A 21,874-nucleotide genomic window follows, 5' to 3' on the forward strand; every position below is an offset into this window, starting at 1 on the left:
TGCTGGCGTCAGTCTTCGGCTGGCTCCGGCCGATCGGCCATGTCCCGGATCAGGTCGAGAGCCAGCTTCTGCTGGCGCGTGGTCAGCTGCGGGGCCAATCGGCCGATTTCGATCGTGTAGCGGGTGGCGGGATGGTCATGCTCGAAGGCACCGCCCTCTTCGGCCATGCCGACGGCGGAGGACCCGGTCAGACCCTCGAAGAAATAGCCGATATCCACCTTGAAGAAGCGCGCGATGTCCCAAAGCTTGGACGCCGAGACGCGGTTGGTGCCCTTCTCGTATTTCTGGATCTGCTGAAACGTCAGGCCTAGCGCGCGTCCCAGGTCACTTTGATTATAGCCAAGCGCCAGACGCTTTTCGCAAACCCTGCGACCGACATGCCGGTCGACGGGGTGGGGGCCGTCCTCGCCAGTTCCTCTCGCCATCGTTAATGCGTCCTTGCGTTAGAGTTCCGCCTGAATGCGCTCCAGCGACGCTTATGTCACCATACAAATGGAGCTTGCGTCACAGGACTTTCAACCTGAACCCCGATAACCACGCAAATATTCCCTCCTCGCGGGAATTCCTATGTGGCTCTAGCTTTTGTAGAGCCTCCGCGCTGAAAAAGACGGGGCCGATACAGGCATGGCGTCAGGCCAGCGACGATCAGAAGCCAGAAGAGCAAGTCGCCGAAGCGCCCGTATACGGTAAGCCCGGTCGCCCTAGGCAGGGCCGCGTCTATGACGCCGCTCTGGCCGCTGTCCAGACGCTGATCTTCAATCACCCGTCCCCAGGGATCGATCATGGCCGACGTGCCTGTCGGCGTCGAGCGCACCACTGGAAGACCCGTCTCGATGGCGCGATAGCTGGCCAGGTTCAGGTGCTGAAGCGGGCCGGATGTGGCTCCGAACCAGGCATCGTTGGAGATGTTCAGGATCCATTGGGGGCGATTGGCACCGGCCGTCGTGAAACCGGGATACAGGCTTTCGTAGCAGATCAGGGGCTGGGCGCGCGGTGCGCCGGGAATGTCGATAGGCGCAGGTCTCGGCCCCGCACTGAAATCGGTCGGCATATGGGTCAGGGCCCGCACACCGAGCGCACCCAACAGCCGGCCGGCGGGCAGATACTCACCAAAGGGCACCAGACGGTATTTGTCATAGGCCGCCGAGACGGCCGGCGACGGACCGCCCAGGTTCTGGACGACCAGCAGGCTGTTGTAATATCGCCCCCCCTCCGGAACCGAAGGGTCAGGCTCGCCAATGCCCAGACCCATCAGCAGGGTCTGACCGGGCCGGAGCGCGCTCTGGATCGCTGCGGCCTCCCAGGCTCCGGCAGCAAAGACGTCGTTTCCGGACGCGGGTAGCGATCCCTCTGGCCAGATGACCAGATCGGGCGTCACCGCGGCGGGCTGGGCACTCAGTGCGATGTAGCGCCGGACGATGCCTTCGTACGCATCGGGCGTCCATTTGGACGCCTGGGCGACATTGGCCTGGACGATGCGGACGGTGGTGTCAGTCAGTTTCATCCGGGCCTGTGACAGGCGGATCGAGCCGCCGACCACCAGGCCCAAGACGACCAGCGCGCCCAAGGCCGCGGTCACGATCCGTCCCTTGCGTGGTCCAGCACTGAACAGCGGCCCGAACGCGGCTGCAGCTCCTACCGTCAGGACACCCAGACCATAGACACCGCCGATGGCAGCGAACTGCGACGCGGCCGAGCCCGCCTTCCAGCTGGCCCCCGCCGGGTTCCATGGAAACCCGGTCAGCACATGGCCGCGCAGCCACTCCAGCAGACAGAAAAGGGCGGTGAAAACCAGAACCCGCCGAAGACCTTTCGGGCCGAACCGGCGATACAACGCCGTTGCCACGCCCCAGAACAGGCCCAGTCCGGCAGGCAGGGCCGAGGCCGCAAAAGGGGCCATCCAGGCCTGTGCCGGATTGACCAGAAACGCCTCCGCCACCCACCAGCAGCTGATCAGGAAATAGGCAAACCCCGCCAGCCAGCCCATCCAGAAGGCCCCGCGCATCTTGGCCGACCGCTCCGACAGGATCATCAGCAGGGCATAGCCGAACAGGCCCGGCAGAATGCCGAACGGCGGATGCGCCAGCGCCGCACCGGCACCTGCCAGCAGGGCCAGGCCGATCCGCGCCCAGCGCAGACCCCGGCCAATCAGCCGAGCGGGCGGTGTCGTCATCAATGCGGTATCAGGCGCGGTCTGGCTCATCGACGCTGTATGGGTCGGCAATCCCCAGGCTGGCAAGCAGGCGGCGCTCCTCGGCCTCCATCGCCTCGGCCTCATTGTCGATCTCGTGGTCATGCCCAAGCAGATGCAGCACGCCGTGGACGGTCATATGGCTGAGATGGTCGGACAGGGACTTGCCCTGTTCCGCCGCCTCGGCCGCACAGACGCCGTAGGCCAGGATCAGGTCACCCAGATGCGGCCGGGCGCTGTCCGGTGCCGGAAAGGACAGCACATTGGTCGGGCGGTCCTTGTCACGGAATTGCGCATTGATCTGCTGAACATGGGCGTCGTCGGCCAGAAGGATCACAACGTCGCCCCGGGTGTCGCCCAGGGCCAGCGACGCAGCCCGCTCGACCACTGCTGCCACGTCGGGCAGGGCGGCGCTCCAGGCGCCGTCGTCGATTTCGACCTCGATCATCCCTCGGCCGTGTCCTCGAGATCTGCGGGCAAGCGTTTGCCGGCGGCGTCGGCGTCATAGGCCCGAACGATCCGCTCGACCATGGCGTGGCGCACCACGTCCTGGGCCTCGAACTCCAGCACGCCCACGCCCTTCACATCTCGCAGGATGCGCAGAGCATGGGCCAGACCGCTGTCGCGCGGGTTCAGCAGGTCGATCTGCGACGGATCGCCGGTGACCACCATCCGGGCCCCCTCCCCCAGCCGTGTCAGGACCATCTTCATCTGCAGGCGGCTGGTATTCTGGGCCTCGTCGACGATGACGAAGGCATGGCTGAGCGTACGGCCGCGCATGAAGGCGATGGGGGCGGCCTCGATCTCACCCTTGTCGCGTCGGCGCTGGACGTCTTCGGCCCCCAGAATGTCGTTCAGCGCCTCCCAGATCGGGGCCAGATAGGGATCGACCTTTTCGTTCAGGTCGCCGGGCAGAAAGCCCAGCTTCTCGCCCGCCTCCACCGCCGGGCGGGTGATGACCAGTCGATCCACCTGGCCCCGGCGCAGCAGATTGGCACCGTAGGCGGCGGCCAGAAAGGTCTTGCCAGTCCCCGCCGGACCCACGCCGAAACTCAGCTCGCATCGTGCCAGGGTTTCCAGATACCGCGCCTGGGCATTGGTCTTGGGCACGATGGCCCCGCGCTTGCCGATGGGCAGGGCCATGGGATCGCTGGTCGACCGCCCGCCGCCGCGAACCTCACCCAAGGCCGCGCGGACGTCCGCTTCGGTCACCGTGGCCCCCTTGGCGGCGCGTGTGGCCAAGGTCTGGATCACCTGTTTGGCATTGGCCCGGTCGCGAGCCCCGCCGTTGATCGAGACACCGCCGCCGGGGGCCTCGATCAGAACCTTGAAGGCATCCTCGATCAGGGCGACGTGGCGACTGTTGGGTCCCGTCACGGCGCGAACCGCGGTGTCATCCAGGGCCAGAAACTCGGTTTCGCGCGCCATGCTTTATGGTGTCCTATCGCTTGCCGCGCGGCGGCTCTCTGCTTGAGGACGCGACCCGGATTGGTGGTGATGGCCGGGCAACTGCCCGGTCAGACTGTTCTGCTCGCCGCTGGCGATGAAGACCGGAACGATCTGACCGATCAGATGATCCGCATCCTCCATGTGGACCGACTGAAGATAGGGCGACCGACCGATGGCCTGACGTCTTTCCCGCCCCTTCTTCTCGAACAGGACCTCGAAGGTCTTGCCGCCCTGGGCCGCATTGAAGGCGGCCTGCTGTTCCAGCAGCAGGGCCTGAAGCGCATGCAGCCGTGGGCGTGCCACGGCGTCCGGCACTTGCGCGCCCATTGTCGCGGCGGGCGTACCGGGGCGCGGCGAATACAGGAAGGAGAAGGCGCTGGCGTAGCGAACCCGGCGGACCAGATCCATCGTATCCTCGAAATCGCGGTCGGTCTCGCCGGGAAAGCCGACGATGAAGTCGCCGGACAGGGCGATATCGGGCCGCGCCTCCCGTATGCGGTCGATCAGGTCGAAATATTTCTGACGCCCATGTTTGCGGTTCATCAGTCGCAGCAGCCGATCCGACCCCGTCTGAACCGGCAGGTGCAGATAGGGCATAAGCTGCGGCAGCTCGCCATGCGCCGCGATCAGATCGTCGGACATGTCGTTGGGATGGCTGGTCGTGTAGCGGATCCGGTCCAGGCCGGGGATGTCGGCCAGGGCGTAGACCAGTCGCGCCAGGCTGGAGGGCTTCCCGTCCGCGCCCTCGCCGTCATAGGCATTGACGTTCTGTCCCAGCAGCGTGACCTCTCTCACACCCCGCGCCGCCAGCTCTCGCGCCTCGGCCAGGACCGCCGCCACCGGCCGCGACCATTCGGCACCGCGCGTGTAGGGCACCACACAGAAGGTGCAGAACTTGTCGCACCCCTCCTGTACCGTCAGGAAGGCGGCCACGCTCGTGCCGCCACGCTGGGTCGGCAAAGCGTCGAACTTGTCGTTTGGAGCGAAGTCGGCCCCGATCCGCTCGCCGCGCGCTCTTGCCGTGCGCGTCAGCAGTTCGGGCAGTTGGTGATAGGCCTGGGGCCCGACAACCAGATCGACTGCGGGTTGGCGCCGCATGATCTCTTCGCCCTCGGCCTGGGCCACGCAGCCCGCGACGGCGATGGTCATGCCGCGACCGGAGGCAGCACGGTCTTCCTTCATTTCGCGCAGCTTGCCCAGTTCGGAATAGACCTTCTCGGCCGCCTTCTCGCGGATGTGGCAGGTATTCAGGATGACGAAATCCGCGCCTTCGGCGGTATCGGTCGTGGCATAGCCCAACGGACGCAGCACATCGGCCATGCGCTCGCTGTCATAGACGTTCATCTGACAGCCGTAGGTCTTGATGAACAGGCGCTTGGGCGAGCCTGCGTCATCTGCCGGGGACAGCAGGGACTGAGCGGGAACGAGCGTATCGGTCATGCGCGACTGTTTAGTCGCATGCGGCGACGGACGCCATGCAGGGGCGACGCTGCGTCAATCAGCTATCGATGGCCTCGGGATCGACCCGCGCCGCATGGCGGGTGAAGATCAGCCCCTCGCGGCCGGACGGTTCGGCTCCCTCAATGGCCTTGCCGTAGAGTTCCAGCTTGTGGCCGACCAGTTCGAAGCCCAGGCGCTGAGCGATCTCGGTCTTCAGCCGCTCGATCTCGGCGTCGAAGAATTCGATCACCTCGCCGGTCCGGGTGTCGATCAGGTGATCGTGGTGGTCGTCGCCCGCTTCTTCATAGCGGCTGCGCCCATCGCCAAAGTCGTGCTTCTCGACCACGCCGGCCTCTTCGAACAGGCGCACGGTGCGATAGACAGTGGCGATCGAGATGTGCGGGTCGATGCTCGAGGCGCGCCGGTACAGTTCTTCGACATCCGGGTGATCCTCGGCATTCGACAGCACGCGCGCGATGACTCGCCGCTGTTCGGTCATGCGCATGCCGCGCTCGGCGCAGAGCTTTTCAATCCGGTCCATGGTTTCAGGATAGTGGGCAAAGGCCATCTAGGGAAGCGGCTGGGACAGGTCTCTTGCCAACACAAGGGCGCCAACGCGCGAACCGTCTGTCCGCGCATAATAGTCGGGGCGGCGACCTGCTTCGGCAAAGCCGGTGCGGGCATAGAGCGCCCGTGCCGCGCCGTTGTCCTCGGCAACCTCCAGAAACAGGCGTCGGGCCCCCTGGCTGATCGCCAACGCCGCCCCCCGCTGCACCAGTGACAGCCCCAGGCCGGCCTTTCGTGCCGGAGGTCGCACCGCCAGTGTCAGGATTTCCGCCTCATCGGCGACAGTCCGTATCAGGATGAATCCTGCCGCCTCCAGCAGGGCGAATACCCCAGGCTGAACCAGAAGTTCGGCGAAGGCTCGGGCGTCCCAGGGGGCATCAAAGCATTCGGCATGCAGTTCCGCCAGACGGTGCGCCATCACCGGCTCCGGTGGGGAGCGACCTATGCCCGGGATCACGGTCGTGGCCCTCTGGCCTGCCCCGGCAGACGTGTCGGCGGGGTTGCGTCGGGTGCCCGCAAATACAGCGGGCGTGGCGGATGACCTGCGGGATCGGCAGCGGCCGTCAGTCGGGCCAATGCGGCTGGATCTGGGCCATCCAGCGGCCAGCCTTCCGCCTGTGAAATCAGCGAGACACCGGAACCCACGATCATAATGCCTTCCCCGTCGGAGCCGCTGATCTGACTTTCCAGAATTTCCGCATCGGCGACGATCGTCTGTGCCCGCTCGAGCGTCCAGGCTTCCGGTGGCTGGCTCGCCACTCCATTTCGCCAGACACGGCCATAGACCTGACCGCGCCGGGCATCGATCACGGCCACGGTCACGGCTGCAGGTGCTACCGAAGCCGCCAAGGCATCCAGCGATGAAAGGCCGATCACGGGCCGGCCCAGCGCAGCGCCCAGGCCCTGGGCAAATGCCAGACCGACGCGCAGGCCGGTGAAAGACCCTGGCCCGACCGTCACACCGATCCGGTCCAGATCGCCAAAACCTCCACCGGAGTGCCTCACCGCATCGCGGACCATTCCAGCCAGCCGCTCCGAATGGCCGCGCGTCATGGCCTCAGAGCAAAGACCAAGGCTCTCGACCTGATCGCCCTCAACCCTGAACACGCCTGCGGTGCACAACCCGAGGGCAGTATCGATGACCAGCAACCTCATTGCGCAGGACCTGGGGGTCGGGCCATTCGCTGGGACCCGGTATTGGCCGACCCTGCGGGCGTTGCGTGAAACATTTTCATCCCGAAGACCGCCTGAGAAGCGAATTGTTTCATATATCGAGCCGCGCCACGACTGCAAAAACTGAACGCACCTGGGCGCGCGCCAGCCTCTCTTCGGAGCCGAAACCATCGGGACCGCCGCGTAGATATAGCGTCGTTCCATCGGCGCTGTGGTAGAGCCGCGCCAACCGTTGGCCATCCACAAGTTCAATCACACACCCCTGGTCGCGTCGCGGCCAGCGACCGATTTCATATTCAAGCACGACCCCGGATGCTGCCCAGGGCCATAGGTCATCATTAGACACCTGGAAACGGTGGCGGCTGGCGGCGAGGGTCTGAAGGGGTCGCGTGCCAATGAATGCCTGCCCCAGGCTTGCTTTGCCGGATTCGGGCGTCGCATCGGTCACGCGTTTCGGCAAGCCGGCTTTGTGCGCCAGTTCCTCAACGGTTGCGTCGATCGCCTGAGCGAGCCGCCGCTGGACATCGGGCCGGAACAGTCCAGGACGCTTGCCGGACTCGTACAGACCCCAGGCCTGACTGGTCATACCGGCGCGTTGACCGGCCTCAGCCTGGCTCAACCCACGATCAAGCCTGAGATCGGCCAAGGCCGAGCCCAAATTTCGAATTTCCGCGCCGCTTTCAAACCTGGCCATGGCCAAACTCTACAGCGTCGGACGACAAAATCGAATTGGTAACACTTTTGTTTGAAGTCCAATGGTTTCAGAGGACCTGTTCGACCCGGGTCACTTCCGGGACATAGTGCTTCATCATCTGCTCCACCCCCGATTTCAGCGTGGCGGATGACGACGGACAGCCTGAGCAGGCTCCGCGCAGGCGAAGAGAGAGGACCCCCGTCTCCTCGTCGAAACTGTCGAACAGGATATCGCCGCCGTCCTGAGCGACGGCGGGGCGGATGCGACTGTCGAGCAACTGCTTGATCTCGGCCACGACCTCGGTGTCGTCGCCGTCGGGGCTGGTGCTGTCGAAATCTCCGCCGCGCATCAGAGGCGCACCCGAGACGAAATGATCCATGATGGCCGCCAGGATCGGGGCCTTCATCTGGGTCCATTCCAGCCCTTGCGCCTCTCGCGTCACCGACACGTAGTCGGAGCCGTAGAAGACGCCGGTCACCCCCTCCAGTCCGAACAGGGCCTCGGCCAGCGGCGACACCGACGCCTCGTTCGACGTCAGGAATTCGCGCGGTTCGGCCGAGACATCGCGCCCCGGCAGGAACTTCAGGACATTGGGGTTCGGAGTGGGTTCGGTCTGGATGAACATGGCCGGTAAGTGCGCCCGGTGCCGCCAGTGTTCAAGGCCTGACGAAAAAGCCACAACGCGCTCAAGCAGCGAGCGACCGCGTCGCGCGCGTTAGCGCCCTAAAAAATCAGGCCAGATCCTCGATGTCCTGCTCGGTCAGCTCGCCCGGCACGATCGTCACCGGCAGCTTGCGCCCCGTGAACGCCGCGCCCTGTTTCAGGATCGCCGTCACCAGCGGCCCCGCCCCGCGCGATCCTTCACCTGCCGCCAGCACGAGAATCTTGATCTCGCTGTCTTCGCCCACGACCTTGCGGATCGCGTCCTGAGGCTCGCCGCGTTCGATCAGGATCACGGGCATCTCGCCGGACCGTTCATGCGCCTGTTCCGCCCAGCCGTTCAGAAGCGTCTCGGCTTCGGCGCGGGTCTGGCGCTCGATCTCCTCTCGCACCCCGGCCCAGTGGGCGTCGGACGCAGCGGGGGGAATGACCCTGAGCAGGGCCACGCGTCCGCCCGTCGAACGCGCCCGTCTTGCCGCATAGCGCAAGGCAGCCTCGAACTCGGGACTGTCATCCACGACGACCAGAAACTTGCGCGGCATCGAAGGCCTCCCTCAGCCTGGCAACCCTAGCAGATCGCGGACGATCGCAAACACCCGCGCTGGAGCGCGAGCGTGAGCGCTCGAGAATACGCTCAAGCCGCGAACGACCGCGTCGTGAGCGGTAGCGCCCCTACACCGAGTTGGCGATTTCCCGAATGGCCGAGTTGGCGATGGTCAGCTTGGCGAACGTCCAGCCGGTGCCCGAGGCCTCGATCTCGTCCACCGAGGCACGCACACCCTCGACGGTCTTCTGACGTGGCCCGATCCAGGCATCGACGGCCGTCTCCGCCGCCGCCTCGCTGGCCCCGACCCCGACGCCGGAGGCCTTGGCCACAGCGCGGGTCAGGACCCTTTGCTCGGCCATCAGATCCTCGATCAGGCGGCGTACGGCCAGACGGTCGAAATGGTCCATCGAGGGGACGTTGCCCGCTGCGGCCCGCAGACGGTCGAAGTCGAAAGCCGCCCCGACCTGATGATACAGCATGGCCATGGCCGGTTCCGGCCATCCGGCCTCTCGAGCCAGGTCGCCGATGTCCGCCGTGGCGACCAGAGGTCTGAGCATGGCGAAGTCCCGCGCCATCGCCTGGGTTGCGCCCAGGGCCACAAAGGCCTCGATCCGGCTGTCCAGACGCGCTTGTTCGAAGCGTGACAGCACAGAGCCTCCCGCTGCCCTCAAGGCATCGGCCGCCGGACGGTAGGCGGCGATCAGGCTGTCCACCGTCGCGCCCGGCTGCATGGCCCGGCGTGCCAGCCAGGAGGTCTGGCGACGCAGCACGGTGGAGATTTCGGCATAGAGTGCCATCTGGGCTTCAGCCGTGATCTTCAGGTCCAGCGCCGAGACCTGCGCCCAGGCCTCGTCCAGTCGGAAGACCTGACGCGCGGCCTCAAAAGCCAGAACCATGGCCCCTGTGTCGCACTGGGCCGAGATGCGCAGACGTTCCGGGAAGGTCGCCCCGGTCATGTTGACGATCTCGTTCGACAGGACGGTCGAGATGATCTCGCGCCGCAGACGGTGCCGCTGCATGTCGGCTTCATATTTCGCCAGCGGAGCCGGGAAATAGTCGATCAGGGTCTTCTTGAAGAAGGCATCGTCCGGGGCCCTGGACGCGACGATGTCGTCGAACAGCTCCAGCTTGGAATAGGCCGTCAGCACCGCCAGCTCGGGTCGCGTCAGGGCCAGACCCGTGGTCTTCATCTCGGCCAGTCGGACGTCGTCGGGCAGACCCTCGACCTTGCGGTCCAGTTTGCCCTTGACCCCCAGCCACTGCATGAACCGCTGCTGGGCATCCAGTGCTCCGGCCCCCTCCGCCTCCTGCAAGGACACCGCCAGGGTCTGGTCGTAGTTGTGGACCAGCACCTTCAGCCCGACCTCGTCGGTCATTGAGGCCAGCAGGGCATTGCGGTCCTCAGCCTTCAACGCCCCCGACGCGATCGCCGCTCCGGTCAGGATCTTGATGTTGACCTCGTGGTCGGAGCTGTCGACGCCGGCGGAGTTGTCGATGGCGTCGGTGTTGATCCGCCCGCCGTTTCGCGCATAGCCTATACGACCCGCCTGGGTCAGGCCCAGGTTGGCCCCCTCCCCGATGACCTTGGCCCGGACCTCGATACCGTCGATGCGGATAGCATCATTCGCCTTGTCGCCGACCTGGGCGTCGCTCTCGTGGGCAGCCTTCACATAGGTGCCGATGCCGCCGAAATAGAGCAGTTCCACCGGGGCCTTTAGGATGGCCTGCATCAGGGTTGCCGGATCGACAGCGTCGGCGTCGATTTCGAGGAGGGCCCTGATCTCGGGCGACAGCTCGATGGATTTCGCCGAGCGCGGGAAGACGCCGCCCCCCTTGGAGATCAGACTCTTGTCATAGTCCTGCCAGGACGAGCGCGGCAGCTTGAACATGCGGTCCCGCTCGACCCAGCTGGTGGCCGGATCGGGGTTGGGGTCGATGAAGATGTCGCGGTGATCGAAGGCGGCGACCAGCTTGATCGCCTTCGACAGCAGCATGCCGTTGCCGAACACATCGCCGGACATGTCGCCGACGCCGGCGACGGTGAAGGGCTCGGTCTGGATATCCTTGCCCATCTCGCGGAAGTGCCGCTTTACCGCCTCCCATGCCCCGCGCGCTGTGATGCCCATGACCTTGTGGTCGTAGCCGACAGACCCGCCCGAAGCGAAGGCATCGTCCAGCCAGAAGCCGTAGTCCGCCGATACGCCATTGGCGATGTCGGAGAAGGTCGCCGTGCCCTTGTCGGCGGCCACGACCAGATAGGGGTCATCCCCCTCGAACCGCACGACATCCCTGGGCGGGACGACGGAACCATCGGCGGCAATGTTGTCGGTGATGTCGAGCAGGCCCGACAGGAAGGTCTTGTAGGCGCGGATGGCCTCGGCCTGCTGGGCGTCGCGGTCGCCGCCGGCGCGGACGATGTCGGCCAGCTTCTTGGGAAAGAAGCCGCCCTTGGAGCCGACCGGCACAATGACGGCATTCTTGACCTGCTGAGCCTTGACCAGACCCAGCACCTCGGTGCGGAAATCGTCGCGGCGGTCGGACCAGCGCAGGCCCCCGCGCGCCACAGGACCGAAGCGCAGATGCACCCCTTCGATCCACGGGGCCCAGACGAAGATTTCCCTGTACGGCTTGGGCAGGGGAAGGTCTTCCAGCTCGCGCGAGGCGATCTTGATCGAGATATAGGGTTTGGGCCGTCCGTCCTCGGCGACCTCGAAATAGTTGGTGCGCTTGATCGCCTGGACCAGCAGGGCCAGGCGACGCAGGGCACGGTCGTGATCCAGACTTTTCACGGCCTGAAGCTGCTCGATGATCTGATCGAAGACGGCCTTCACGGCCGCTTCGCGCGATGCGGCATCGCCGCCCGCCGCCGGGTCGAACTTGGTGTTGAAAAGCTTCAGCAGGCTGCGCGCCACCGCCGGATAGTCCCGCAGCGCCTCTTCCTGAACGGCCTGGCTGGGGTCCATACCGGTCTGCTGGCGATAGCGGGCCAGGGTGCGGATCAGGGCCGCCTCGCGCCAGTCGACGCCCAGCTCGATCACCAAGCGGTTGAAGCCATCGCTCTCGGTCTGACCGCGCCAGACAGCCGCGAAAGCCTCTTCAAACGGTCCGCGCACGTCCTCGAACTTCAGATCGCCGCCACGCGGATCCTCCATCAGGAATTCGTCGACATGGATAACGTCACCACCCGACGGACGCAGGGTGTGGCCCCACTCCTCTAGTGTCTTCAGACCCATGTCGGTCAGGATGGGCAGGACGTCCGACAGGGCTGCGGCGGCCCCCCGGCGGTAGATCTTGAAACGGAAGTTCAGCGGCCCATCCTCGGCCGTGCGGAAGGCGCGGATGGCGACCGCGTCACTGTGGTCGCCGCCATCGGCTTCAGGCACGCCGGATGCACTCAGCCGGTCGATCTGGTGGAAGTCCAGCACGGCTTCGGCGGCCGTGTAACGGTCGCGATAGCCGGCCCCGTAGGCCTCGGCCCAGCGCGCGCTGGTCGGGCCGACGGAGACATCGTCCACGCCCGCCTCACGCAAGGCGCTCTCGAAGCGGTCGACCCAGCCACGGCCCGCTTCCTGAACCATCGCATCGATCTCGGCCGGATCGGGGCAGGGATGATCGCCAGGCGTGATGCCGATGATGTAGTGGATGCGCACCAGCGGCTGGTCCGACAGCTGCGGATACCAGGCAGAAATGCGCCCGCCCCAGGCCTGGGCCAGAAGCCGCCCTATGCGCTCCCGCACCGAGGCGTGGAACCGCTCGCGTGGGATGAAGACCAGGATGGAGACGAACCGGTCGAACGGGTCCTTGCGCGTGAAGGCCTTGATCCGGGGACGATCATAGAGGTGCAGAATGCCCAGGGCACTGTCCAGCAGCTCGTTCTCGCTGATCTGGAACAGCTCGTCGCGAGGATAATTCTCGAGGATGTTCCGCAACCGTTTGTGACTGTGGCTGCCCTCGATCTTGCCGCCTCGCTTCAGGGCTGCAGAAACCTTGGCCCTGATCAGAGGGACTTCGCTGGCGACCTTGTCATAGGCCTCGGCCGTGAACAGGCCCACAAACCGTGTCTCGCCGGACGGACGTCCATCAGCACCGAACCGCTTGACCCCGACGTAATCCATGTAGGCGCGGCGATGCACGCGCGACCGCGCGTTGGCCTTGGCCACGGTAACGGGATCGGACAGGTCAAGCTGACGCTTCATCTGCCGCGTCAGAACAGCCGGCTCATTGGCGCGGCGCAGGACGGTCCGGTCCGGATCGGCCAGGACGCCCAGGCCATCGCCCGACTGCGACAGGGGTGCCTCGGCCTCATAACCGCCGTCCGCAGTGCGCGGATAGTCATAGTCACGCGCGCCCAGGAAAACGAAATGGTCCTGCTGCAACCAGCGCAGGAAGGCGATGTTTTCGGCCAGTATCGCAGGATCGACACCCTTGGGGCCGGCCTCCAAATGCGCGATGGCTCGTCCCATCAGGTCAGCCATGGCGGCATGGTCGTTCACCGCGCCCGCGACGTCAGCCAGGGTCTGGGCCATGGCCTCGCCCAAGGCATCACGCCGCTCCTGTGGCAGGGGGTCCAGTACGACGATGATGGTCGATTCGCGCCCGCCGTCCTCATCGGTTACCGGGTGGAACATGCAGCGGACGCTGACGCCCGCCTCGGCCAGTTCGCCCATGACGCTGTCGACCAGGAAAGGTCGATCGTCCTGGATGACGATCAGGACGTCATATCCCAGCGGTCGGCCGTCGGCACCATTCAGCCTCGACAGTGTGATGCGTGCTGGCTCGCCGTGCGAACGGCCTTCTGCCGCCGCCCAGGCCAAGGCCAGCAGGGCCGCCAGATCCTCGCCGCCCAGTTCCGGGGCCTCGTCTGCGGCATAGTCTTCGTGCGCTTGCACCAGGAATGACTTGGCCACCGGGCCCGGAGGGCCGCCCACCGCAACCGCAAAGCTCGCCTCCAGCGCCTCCAGGGTCAAAGCCTGAGGAAGCACGGGTGCGGTTTCGCCTGACATGGCATATCTCTTCTGGACGCGATCCGCTCCGGACCGCCGATGGTGAACTCACACTAGGCTGGTTCGCTCTTTCGGCAAGCGAGCCGTGTGCAGGCCCGTCCGTAGGCCACCCATGCTGGAACCGGAACCCCCAAAACCGAAACGCCGGCCTCCTTTCGGAGGCCGGCGTCGACTTATCGCCGTTCAGTGATCCGGGATGGATCAGAAGCGGACGTTCATGCCGATACGAACGGCATGGGTGTCGTAGGAATCGAAGCTGGTGCCAATGTCCGTACCGGTTGTATTGGGGGCAAGGATGAAGGGGTTGGTCGCCGGCGTCGTGCCGCTGTTGCCCGCACGCACCACCTGACCGTCACCGTCCAGCGAGGTGTAGAGATACTCGCCCGTCACCGACAGGTTGGGGGCCAGACGCCATTCCAGACCGGCACCGGCCTGCCAGCCGTCCATGTTGTCTTCATTGGACTGCTCGGTGAAGCTGTTGGCACCATTGGTCGTGTCGAAGCGGTTCTCGACATTGGCATAAGCCGCGCCGCCGGTGGCATAGATCAGGGCCGGGCCGGCAGCATAGCCGACGCGAGCGCGTACCGCGGCCATTTCCTGCAGTTCCTGGGTGAAGACATAGTTGGCGGGGGTTGTGCTGAAGCCCGTCACCGAACGCTGGCTGTTCAGAGCGCTGACATCGGCGACGGCACCCACGACGAAGTTGCCGAACTGGAAGTCGTAACCAGCCACCAGACCTGCCTGCACGCCGCCCGAACGATCGCTGCAGCCGTCGGCAGCAATCTGGGTGCTGGCGCGGCCGGCGCAGTAGCCGGGGCTGAAGGCGTCGTTGGTGGTGCCGTTCAGAACGACGGTGTCATCAAACTGGCCGTCGAAGTCGCGGTCGAACACCAGACGCTCATCGTCGTTGGTGTCATTCTCTGCCCAGCCGCCGTAGATGCCGACGTAGGGGCCGCTCCAGTCAGGGGCCGACTGAGCCAGGGCCGGGGCGGCAACGCCCGTCATCAGCAGGGCCGTCGAAGCCATAAAGAGTGTCTTGATCATGAGAAACAAATCCAAGGTAGTGGCGCGCACGCCGGGAAGCCCCCTTCCGGGCGACACAACGCGATGATTTTGCTGGCGTTCCCGCGTAACGGCGGCTGATCAGTCTGTGTGTCTTTACGGCCGCACATGCAACCTGAGGCCCAGATACGACTAGACCGCCGAACTTTCGTCCGGCGGTCTGTCGGACCGATCCCGGAGGGGGAGGGAGGGACCGATCTCTAGCGCCACGGCTTCGGGGGGAGGGGAGGGCCGTGGCGACAGGTTCGAAATAGGCAGGGGTTGTGGCCAATCAAGGGCAGGACCGGCTCCTGAAGAGCAGTGAGGCGCGGCAGGTTGACGCGGGGTCAGTCTGCGGTGGCCGCAGCCTGGCGTCGGCTACGGGAGGCGGATTTCTCCTCCTCCTCGTGCGCATAGGGCGCGCCGTCGCCGGACAGCAGGATGGCCATCCAGCGCGAGCCCCGGAACTCGGCCAGGATCGCCATGGCCATGACGGCCAGCGGCGTCGACAGGAACATGCCGGTCACGCCCCACAGCTGGCCCCAGAAGGCCAGGGCCAGCAGGACCACGATGGGGTCGATATTCTGATTGTCGCCCTGCATGCGCGGCTGGATCAGGTTGCCGCTGATGAACAGGATCGTCTGCAGACCCACCAGCAGGATCAGCGCGGGCCAATAGCTCTGGAACTGCACCAGGGCGAACAGGGGCGGAACCAGTCCCGCGACGGCTCCGCCCAGAACCGGAATGAAGCCGACGACGAAGATGACGAAGGTCCAGAACTCTGCATTCTGTAGCCCGACGACCCGCATCAGGATCCAGGCCACCAGACAGATCAGGGCACCGGTGACGGTCTGGACCCACAGATAGCCCTCCACGCCGCCCCGGATGCGATGAAAGACCTCCAGCGCCTCGGCGCGGTCGGCGCGTTTGGGGAACAGGCCCGCCATCTTGCGGCCGAAGCCCTTCTGCGCCGCCAGCAGGAAGCCCAGATAGATCAGGACGAAGAAGGCTCCAGACGCCACGCCCTGCGCCTGGAAAGCTGCCTGGGTCAGATAGGAACGCACATCCAGCTGGGCGATCAGGTCCGTCGCGGTTGGCGGTTCGTTTGCCCCCACCATGGACCAGACGTCCTGCAGAATTTGATCCAGACGCGGTCCGATGCTGGACGACACGCCACTGGCCTGACCAAAAAAGCCCGCCGCCCCATCGACGATGATGGCGATGGAAATGAAGAAGCCGATGGTCACGACCGTCAGGGCCGCAATTCCCGACCAGCGAGGCGACAGAGGCGTACGCTTCTCGATCGACCGCTTCACCCCGTCGATCATGATCATCAGGAAGATGGCCATGGCCAGGGGTGTGAGGATGCCCCTCAGCCAGTAGAGGGCGGCCCCGACCGCCACCACGGCGATGATCACCATGGCGTTGCGCGACACGGCCGAGGTCGGGAAGGTGATGGGCAATTTCATCGGCATATGGTCAAGGTCCAGGCAAGCGTCGTCAACGGCCTTGAACCTCGTGGCCCGCCGGTAGACGATGAGTGCGCAACCCCCGTTCGGAGTTCCCATGACCGAAGCCGCCCCCAGTCTTTTCCTTGGCCAGTCCATGGACGCCGACAAGGCCTTCCAGACCCTGTTGCTGGGCCGGGCGAACCGGCACGGCGTCGTCGCGGGCGCGACCGGCACCGGGAAGACGGTGACGCTGCAGATCATGGCTCAGGGGTTTTCGGATGCGGGCGTCCCGGTCTTCTGCGCCGATGTGAAGGGCGACCTGTCCGGTATCTGCATGCCCGGCTCGCCCAATGAGAAGCTGCTGGCCCGCGCCTCCGGCATGGGGCTGACGCTGACGCCCAAGGCCGCCCCCGTCGTCTTCTGGGACCTGTACGGACTGAAGGGTCACCCGATCCGCACGACCGTCAGCGAGATCGGCCCGGTCATGCTGGCCCGCATGCTGAGCCTGTCGGAGGTGCAGGAGGGGGTGCTGTCGGTCGTCTTCCATGTCGCGGACAAGGAAGGCCTGCTTCTGCTCGACCTGGACGACCTGCGCGCCATGCTGGCCCATGTGGGCGAGAATGCGGAGCGGATTGGGCGCGAGGTCGGCAATGTTGCCCCCGTCTCCATCGCCGCCATCCAGCGGGCGATCCTGCAGCTGGAACAGGAGGGCGGGGCTGCCTTCTTCGGCGAACCGGCCCTGCGGCTGGAGGACATGCTGCGCACCGGCCTAGACGGACGGGGTCAGGTCAATGTGCTGGACGCCACGCGTTTGATGAACAGCCCGCGCCTGTATGCGGCCTTCCTGCTGTGGCTGTTGTCCGAACTGTTCGAGCAACTGCCGGAGGTCGGCGATCCGGACAAACCGCGCCTGGTCTTCTTCTTCGACGAGGCCCACCTGCTGTTCACCGATGCGCCCGACGCCCTGCGCCAGAAGGTCGAGCAGGTGGTGCGCCTGATCCGCTCCAAGGGCGTCGGCGTCTATTTCGTGACGCAGAACCCGGCCGACATTCCCGACAGCGTCCTGGCCCAGCTGGGCAACCGCATCCAGCATGCCCTGCGCGCCTATACGCCTGCCGAGCAGAAGGGGCTTAAGGCCGCGTCGCAGAGTTTCCGCGTCAATCCGGCGTTCGACACCGCCGAAGCCATCCAGGGCCTGGGCGTAGGCGAGGCCCTGGTCTCGACCCTTGACGAAAAGGGAGCTCCCCGCATCGTGGCGCGCACGACCGTTCGCCCGCCCGACAGCCGCCTGGGCCCCGCCACCGACGCCGAGCGCGCCGCCGTCATGGCCGCCAGCCCCGTGCGCGGCATCTATGACAGCCCCATCGACCGCGAGTCCGCCGAGGAAGTCCTGGCCGCCCGCCGGGGCGAGGCCGACAAGTCACTGGCCGAGGCCAAGCTGGCCGAAGCCCAGGCCAAGGCCGATGCAGCCGCCGCCAAGGAAGCCGACAAGGCCGAGGCCGCACGCCTGAAGGAACAGGCTCGCCAGCAGGCGCAATACGAACGCGACGCCGCCCGCGCCCGCACGTCTGCGAGAGCCCCCGCCCGCCGCTCCACCCGCGAAACCCCGATCGAGGCGGCGACGAAGTCCGTCTTGCGGACGGCGGGGAGCACGATCACGAGGGAGTTGCTGCGGGGCCTGCTGGGCGGGCTGAAGAGGCGGTGACTCAGCCGCAGCTGACAACTCTTCAGAAGGTCTCAAGTGACCGACTAGGCCGTCTGTCTTGGCTTACAGCCTTGGCTGACGACATCCGGCAAGGTGCCTTGCCGGCCTTTATTCTTGTTGCGTTGATGGTGATTGCTGGATTGGCCGAGTGGCAAACAGGCGGCCCTTTGGCCTGGGGCCTGTCGCGACAAGCATTATCCGATGGACGATGGGTGACCATGCTGACGCACGCAGTTGCGCACGCTAGCCCCTGGCACCTATTTATGAACTGTAGCGCGCTGATCGGCTTGACTGTCTACCTGCGCCCGTTTCTCGGCTTCAGCTTGAGTGGTTGGGCGCGGTACGGGTTGGTGCTAGCGGGGGCCGCTGGCGCGAGCGCAATCGCCTACATTCTTCTTCATCCCTCGGATGGATTGCCGATGGTTGGCGCTTCCGGAGCCATCTGTGGCCTCTGGGGCTTGGCGGTCCGTTGCGATACCGAAACACGCTTCGTTAAATCACTCCGCTCAAGAGACGTGCTTGTCGGAATTCGAGAATTTGCCATCAGCAACCTCGTGCTTTTCGGAGCTTTATTCCTGCTCGCTCGACTTGAAGGAGGCGCTGGCGGGTTGGCTTGGGAAGCTCATCTCGGAGGTTTTCTATTCGGTCTCCTCGCTGCACCTTGGCTGATCAAGCCAGCCGAGACGACTACGGTCGAGGCACCAGCCGCCACATCCTGAGCGGATGCCGAACGGCTCCCGCCTCTTCGCCCGCCGCCTCGCCCCGGCCCATGTAGAGATCGGCGCGGACGGGGCCGCGGATGGCGGAGCCGGTGTCCAGCGCCATGACCAGGCCCTGATAACTGGCGCGGGCCCCAGCCAGATTGCCGCCGTCGGCGCTGATCCAGACCAGATCGCCATAACGCCAGTGGGCCGGATCGATGGCGATGGCGCGTCGGGCGGGCAGGGCGATGCCGGCCGCCCCATTGGGGTCGCCCCCGTCGTCGGGGTCCATGGCAAAGAAGATGTAGCGCGGGTTCAGGGCCATGACGCGCCGCGCCTCAGCCCCCCGATGCGCGGCCAGCCAGGCGCGGATCGCCTCGCCCGAGGTGCCGTTGGCGGGCAGCAGCCCCTGCTGGGCCATCGGCCGGGCGATGCCGACGAAAGTGCGGCCGTTATCGGCGGCATAAGAGGCTCGAGTCTTTGATCCATCCTCGAACGTCAAATAGCCGGAGCCCTGGATCTGCATGAAGAACAGGTCCTCGGCCCGCATCCAGGCCAGAGGGGCCTGGCTCGACACCGCCTGCGGCGCGGCCTCAATGGCGGCGCGGTCGGGCAGGGTCTGGCCGCGTGACCACCCGGCAGGGCGGGCCAGGACCGGCGCATCGAAGGTCGCATCCGGCCGACGCCGTGCCTGATACTCCGGCGCGAAATAGGCGGTCAGCAGGCCGGGCGAGCCGTCGTCGGTCCGCGCGGCCACGACGACGAAGCCGGTCTCGAAGAAGGTGCGCGCCATCGACGGGGTGACCGGGCGCGACATGCGGCGGATCTGCATGGCCCGGTCGCACTGGACCCGTGCGGCAGCATCGCGGGCCACGCCGCAGCCATCGACCCAGGCGTTAAAGGCCGACAGATGATCCTCGCTGGCCCAACCGACCAGACTGGCCGGGCCGTCGGCGGGCGGCGGGGCGTCCGGCGTCGGTTGCGAGGGCACTGGATATGATGGCGACGGTGACAGGGGCCCGGTTGGCACCATCGGGCCGCTGGAACAGGCGGCCAGCACAAGCGTGGCCATAAGGACCAGACCCGCCCGAACCGTTCCCTGGGAACGATCCGCGCGGTGGCCAGGCATCATGCCGAGGCGGATTCCGTCCGGGCGAGAACCCAGTTCGGGTCACTGGCCCCCAAGGTGCGCTCGAAGGTCCAGAGTTCCGCCACGCGGCGCTCCTCGACCTGCTCCTCGACCGCCTCGCCCGCCGGTTTGATCCGGTTGCGCAGCTCGGCCAGGAAGCGGACCTTGGTGATGGCGCGGTTCTCGTTGACCGTGGCCAGCTCCAGATCGGCGCGGGCGGGATGCAGGAACTCGACGGTTTCAGTTTCGCCCCGCGCCTCGCGCGCCGCGATGCCACCTTCGAAGCTCTCCATCACCACCGGGGCCAGCAGGGGCTTCAGCGTCTCGCGATCCCCCTCGGCATAGGCCCGCACGATGGTCTCGTGTGCCTGACGCGCCCCGTCCAGAAAGCGGGCGGGGTCGAAGTTCGGATCGCGCGCCTTCAGTCCCGCGATCGAGGCCAGGGTGACAGCGTCCAGGACGTTGGGGCGTGCGCCATTGGCAGGCTCGGGCACAGGGCCGCCACCGGCTGGCAACGGCGGCTTGGACCGGGCGTCCTCCTCGGGCTGGCGACCGACCTTCTTGCCCAGCACATTATAGAGCATGAACAGGACGACGGCAGCGATGGCGGCGTAGATGACGATCTGGATCTGGGCCGGCACTGGTATTCCTTAGGCTGTCGCCCGAAGCCGGGCGGCGCGAAGTGTGAGGATTAGGGGCTCATATGGGGCGGCGCAAGGCGAACGCCACGCCGTGCGGCACCCTGGCCATTCCCGGGATGCTTGGTAGAACGCTCCAGATTGCCGTGTTCGCCCCCTCGTGTTAGTCGCCGCGCCTCATTGACGCCCGCATGCGTCGCCCAACCTTTCAGACAGATCGCGCCTCACGATGACCGACGTAACGCCCGCCCCGACTGACACGCCGACCGACAGCCAGAACGGCGCGCCCACCGAAGGCCAGCCGACCGGCCCCGGCTTCCGTATCGTCGCCCAGTACGCCAAGGACCTGTCCTTCGAAAATCCGCGCGCGCCCGACAGCCTGCGTATCGAGGGCAAGCCCGCCATCGACCTGGGTGTCGAGATGAATGCCCAGGGTCGCCCCGACGGCCTGTTCGAGGTCGAGCTGCGTCTGACCGTCAAGGCGACCACCGACACCATGACCGTCTTCGCGGTCGAGCTGGTCTATGGCGGCCTGTTCGCCCTGTCCGGCGTGGCCGAGCAGGACATCGAGCCGATGCTGCTGATCGAATGCCCGCGCTATCTGTTTCCGTTCGCCCGCGAGATCATCGCCGGCGCGACCTCGGACGGCGGCTTCTATCCGCCCTTCATGCTGGACCCGATCGACTTCGCCGGCATCTATGTGGCGCGCCAGCAGCAGATCGCGCGCGGTCCAATGGACACTGGCCAGGCTTGATCCGAGCTTCGGGGGTCGGCTCAGCCGACCTCCACTCCGTACCCTGCCCACAGCGAGTGATCCTTGAGCGTCGCCTTCAGGAAGGCGGCGTGGATGGCCCGTTCCTCGTCGGTTGAGCGCGCGGCCAGGGGGCGCTCGCGCGAGACATAGCCCTGGGCGCGGTCGGCGGCGACGGCAGCGGCTACCGCCTTGGCGGACGAAAGGTCCAGACTGCGTTCCTTGCCTCCGCGCAGTTCCAGATAGACTTCGGCCAGCAGCCGCGCATCGATCAGGGCCCCATGCATCGTGCGGTCGACCAGGCTGATCTTGTAGCGCTTGCACAGGGCATCGAGAGAGTTGGGCATGCCCGGAAACCGGCTCTGGGCCAGTTTCAGCGTGTCGATCCAGCGGTCAGCCTCCAGCAGTGGATGGCTGCACAAACCGCATTCATGGTCGATGAAGCTGCGATCGAAGGCGGCGTTGTGGGCGATCACCGGCGCGTCGCCGATGAACTCCATCAGATCACGGACGATCTCCTTGAACTTGGGGGCATGCCTGACCTGTTCGTCGGTGATGCCGTGCACCGCCATGGCCCCGGCGGGGATCAACCGCTCCGGATTGACGAAACGGTGGAACGTCCGGCCCGTCGGCAACAGGTCATGGATTTCGATACAGCCGACCTCGACCAGCCGATCGCCCGTGCGGGGATCAAAGCCGGTGGTTTCCGTATCGAGGACGATTTCGCGTGACAT

General features: G+C 65.9%; 20 protein-coding genes. 3 read left to right on the forward strand and 17 right to left on the reverse strand.

The features are described 5' to 3' along the window. Window positions 1-8: 8 nt before the first annotated feature. The 14 genes from WC585_RS05755 to WC585_RS05820 form a co-directional block, all read right to left on the reverse strand. A complete protein-coding gene (locus WC585_RS05755; RefSeq protein WP_373256628.1) occupies window positions 9-425 on the reverse strand; it encodes a helix-turn-helix domain-containing protein in 417 nt (138 codons plus the stop codon). A gap of 140 nt (window positions 426-565) precedes the next feature. Then, complete coding sequence (gene lnt / locus WC585_RS05760; protein WP_373256629.1) at window positions 566-2,203, reverse strand: apolipoprotein N-acyltransferase; 1,638 nt, start codon at window positions 2,201-2,203, stop codon at window positions 566-568. Next, window positions 2,184-2,639 carry an rRNA maturation RNase YbeY gene (gene ybeY, locus WC585_RS05765; RefSeq protein WP_373256631.1) on the reverse strand — a complete coding sequence of 152 codons (456 nt, stop codon included), beginning with the start codon at window positions 2,637-2,639 and terminating at the stop codon, window positions 2,184-2,186. Before ybeY ends, lnt begins: the two co-directional genes overlap by 20 nt. Further along, on the reverse strand, window positions 2,636-3,619 hold the full coding sequence (locus tag WC585_RS05770) for a PhoH family protein (RefSeq protein WP_373256632.1): 984 nt from the start codon (window positions 3,617-3,619) through the stop codon (window positions 2,636-2,638). The genes ybeY and WC585_RS05770 overlap by 4 nt, the downstream gene beginning before the upstream one ends. Window positions 3,620-3,622: 3 nt before the next feature. Then, window positions 3,623-5,080: a tRNA (N6-isopentenyl adenosine(37)-C2)-methylthiotransferase MiaB gene (gene miaB / locus WC585_RS05775; protein ID WP_373256634.1), complete on the reverse strand. Its 1,458-nt coding sequence runs from the start codon at window positions 5,078-5,080 to the stop codon at window positions 3,623-3,625. A gap of 58 nt (window positions 5,081-5,138) precedes the next feature. Further along, on the reverse strand, window positions 5,139-5,621 hold the full coding sequence (locus WC585_RS05780; RefSeq protein ID WP_373256812.1) for a Fur family transcriptional regulator: 483 nt from the start codon (window positions 5,619-5,621) through the stop codon (window positions 5,139-5,141). Between the two features lie 27 nt (window positions 5,622-5,648). After that, a complete protein-coding gene (locus WC585_RS05785; protein WP_373256635.1) occupies window positions 5,649-6,065 on the reverse strand; it encodes a GNAT family N-acetyltransferase in 417 nt (138 codons plus the stop codon). 35 nt (window positions 6,066-6,100) lie between these two features. Further along, window positions 6,101-6,802, reverse strand: coding sequence for a tRNA (adenosine(37)-N6)-threonylcarbamoyltransferase complex dimerization subunit type 1 TsaB (gene tsaB / locus WC585_RS05790; RefSeq protein WP_373256636.1), 702 nt, complete (start codon window positions 6,800-6,802; stop codon window positions 6,101-6,103). A gap of 109 nt (window positions 6,803-6,911) precedes the next feature. Further along, window positions 6,912-7,514 (reverse strand): helix-turn-helix transcriptional regulator, encoded by a 603-nt coding sequence (locus WC585_RS05795; protein ID WP_373256638.1) that lies wholly within the window; start codon window positions 7,512-7,514, stop codon window positions 6,912-6,914. Between the two features lie 67 nt (window positions 7,515-7,581). Then, window positions 7,582-8,139, reverse strand: coding sequence for a NifU family protein (locus tag WC585_RS05800; RefSeq protein WP_373256639.1), 558 nt, complete (start codon window positions 8,137-8,139; stop codon window positions 7,582-7,584). 106 nt (window positions 8,140-8,245) lie between these two features. Next, on the reverse strand, window positions 8,246-8,716 hold the full coding sequence (locus WC585_RS05805; RefSeq protein ID WP_373256640.1) for a universal stress protein: 471 nt from the start codon (window positions 8,714-8,716) through the stop codon (window positions 8,246-8,248). Window positions 8,717-8,846: 130 nt separating this feature from the next. Further along, on the reverse strand, window positions 8,847-13,724 hold the full coding sequence (locus WC585_RS05810) for an NAD-glutamate dehydrogenase (protein WP_373256641.1): 4,878 nt from the start codon (window positions 13,722-13,724) through the stop codon (window positions 8,847-8,849). A 201-nt stretch (window positions 13,725-13,925) separates the two neighbouring features. Beyond that, the gene (locus WC585_RS05815; protein WP_373256643.1) at window positions 13,926-14,768 is read right to left on the reverse strand and encodes an outer membrane protein; all 843 of its coding nucleotides are present in this window, start codon (window positions 14,766-14,768) and stop codon (window positions 13,926-13,928) included. A 344-nt stretch (window positions 14,769-15,112) separates the two neighbouring features. After that, window positions 15,113-16,234: an AI-2E family transporter gene (locus WC585_RS05820; RefSeq protein ID WP_373256644.1), complete on the reverse strand. Its 1,122-nt coding sequence runs from the start codon at window positions 16,232-16,234 to the stop codon at window positions 15,113-15,115. A 97-nt stretch (window positions 16,235-16,331) separates the two neighbouring features. On the opposite strand from WC585_RS05820, the gene WC585_RS05825 reads away from it, so the two are divergent. Continuing rightward, window positions 16,332-17,921: a helicase HerA-like domain-containing protein gene (locus WC585_RS05825; RefSeq protein ID WP_373256646.1), complete on the forward strand. Its 1,590-nt coding sequence runs from the start codon at window positions 16,332-16,334 to the stop codon at window positions 17,919-17,921. 71 nt (window positions 17,922-17,992) lie between these two features. Continuing rightward, a complete protein-coding gene (locus WC585_RS05830; RefSeq protein WP_373256647.1) occupies window positions 17,993-18,640 on the forward strand; it encodes a rhomboid family intramembrane serine protease in 648 nt (215 codons plus the stop codon). Here the strand turns inward: WC585_RS05830 and WC585_RS05835 are convergent. Together WC585_RS05835 and timA are read right to left on the reverse strand one after the other, a co-directional pair. Then, entirely contained in the window at window positions 18,609-19,613 is a 1,005-nt protein-coding gene (locus tag WC585_RS05835) for an MltA domain-containing protein (protein ID WP_373256648.1), read from the reverse strand. The genes WC585_RS05830 and WC585_RS05835 overlap by 32 nt on opposite strands. A gap of 137 nt (window positions 19,614-19,750) precedes the next feature. Beyond that, complete coding sequence (gene timA, locus WC585_RS05840; RefSeq protein WP_373256649.1) at window positions 19,751-20,392, reverse strand: TIM44-related membrane protein TimA; 642 nt, start codon at window positions 20,390-20,392, stop codon at window positions 19,751-19,753. 226 nt (window positions 20,393-20,618) lie between these two features. Between timA and secB the strand changes: the two genes are divergently transcribed. Then, window positions 20,619-21,143, forward strand: coding sequence for a protein-export chaperone SecB (gene secB, locus WC585_RS05845; protein WP_373256651.1), 525 nt, complete (start codon window positions 20,619-20,621; stop codon window positions 21,141-21,143). Window positions 21,144-21,163: 20 nt separating this feature from the next. On the opposite strand, the gene dnaQ is transcribed toward secB, so the two are convergent. Beyond that, window positions 21,164-21,874, reverse strand: coding sequence for a DNA polymerase III subunit epsilon (gene dnaQ / locus WC585_RS05850; protein ID WP_373256652.1), 711 nt, complete (start codon window positions 21,872-21,874; stop codon window positions 21,164-21,166).

Source organism: Brevundimonas sp., assembly GCF_041648055.1.
In the GTDB taxonomy this organism is placed as follows: domain Bacteria; phylum Pseudomonadota; class Alphaproteobacteria; order Caulobacterales; family Caulobacteraceae; genus Brevundimonas.

What these genes read in the sequence shown, in the direction of transcription:
- miaB (WP_373256634.1), bottom strand. Translation starts at nt 5,080, where the DNA reads ATGACCGATACGCTCGTTCCCGCTCAGTCCCTGCTGTCCCCGGCAGAT.
- WC585_RS05815 (WP_373256643.1), bottom strand. Translation starts at nt 14,768, where the DNA reads ATGATCAAGACACTCTTTATGGCTTCGACGGCCCTGCTGATGACGGGC.
- lnt (WP_373256629.1), bottom strand. Translation starts at nt 2,203, where the DNA reads ATGAGCCAGACCGCGCCTGATACCGCATTGATGACGACACCGCCCGCT.
- secB (WP_373256651.1), top strand. Translation starts at nt 20,619, where the DNA reads ATGACCGACGTAACGCCCGCCCCGACTGACACGCCGACCGACAGCCAG.
- WC585_RS05785 (WP_373256635.1), bottom strand. Translation starts at nt 6,065, where the DNA reads ATGGCGCACCGTCTGGCGGAACTGCATGCCGAATGCTTTGATGCCCCC.
- ybeY (WP_373256631.1), bottom strand. Translation starts at nt 2,639, where the DNA reads ATGATCGAGGTCGAAATCGACGACGGCGCCTGGAGCGCCGCCCTGCCC.
- WC585_RS05810 (WP_373256641.1), bottom strand. Translation starts at nt 13,724, where the DNA reads ATGTCAGGCGAAACCGCACCCGTGCTTCCTCAGGCTTTGACCCTGGAG.
- WC585_RS05805 (WP_373256640.1), bottom strand. Translation starts at nt 8,716, where the DNA reads ATGCCGCGCAAGTTTCTGGTCGTCGTGGATGACAGTCCCGAGTTCGAG.
- WC585_RS05780 (WP_373256812.1), bottom strand. Translation starts at nt 5,621, where the DNA reads ATGGACCGGATTGAAAAGCTCTGCGCCGAGCGCGGCATGCGCATGACC.
- WC585_RS05795 (WP_373256638.1), bottom strand. Translation starts at nt 7,514, where the DNA reads ATGGCCAGGTTTGAAAGCGGCGCGGAAATTCGAAATTTGGGCTCGGCC.
- WC585_RS05755 (WP_373256628.1), bottom strand. Translation starts at nt 425, where the DNA reads ATGGCGAGAGGAACTGGCGAGGACGGCCCCCACCCCGTCGACCGGCAT.
- WC585_RS05820 (WP_373256644.1), bottom strand. Translation starts at nt 16,234, where the DNA reads ATGAAATTGCCCATCACCTTCCCGACCTCGGCCGTGTCGCGCAACGCC.
- dnaQ (WP_373256652.1), bottom strand. Translation starts at nt 21,874, where the DNA reads ATGTCACGCGAAATCGTCCTCGATACGGAAACCACCGGCTTTGATCCC.
- WC585_RS05800 (WP_373256639.1), bottom strand. Translation starts at nt 8,139, where the DNA reads ATGTTCATCCAGACCGAACCCACTCCGAACCCCAATGTCCTGAAGTTC.
- WC585_RS05770 (WP_373256632.1), bottom strand. Translation starts at nt 3,619, where the DNA reads ATGGCGCGCGAAACCGAGTTTCTGGCCCTGGATGACACCGCGGTTCGC.
- tsaB (WP_373256636.1), bottom strand. Translation starts at nt 6,802, where the DNA reads ATGAGGTTGCTGGTCATCGATACTGCCCTCGGGTTGTGCACCGCAGGC.
- WC585_RS05825 (WP_373256646.1), top strand. Translation starts at nt 16,332, where the DNA reads ATGACCGAAGCCGCCCCCAGTCTTTTCCTTGGCCAGTCCATGGACGCC.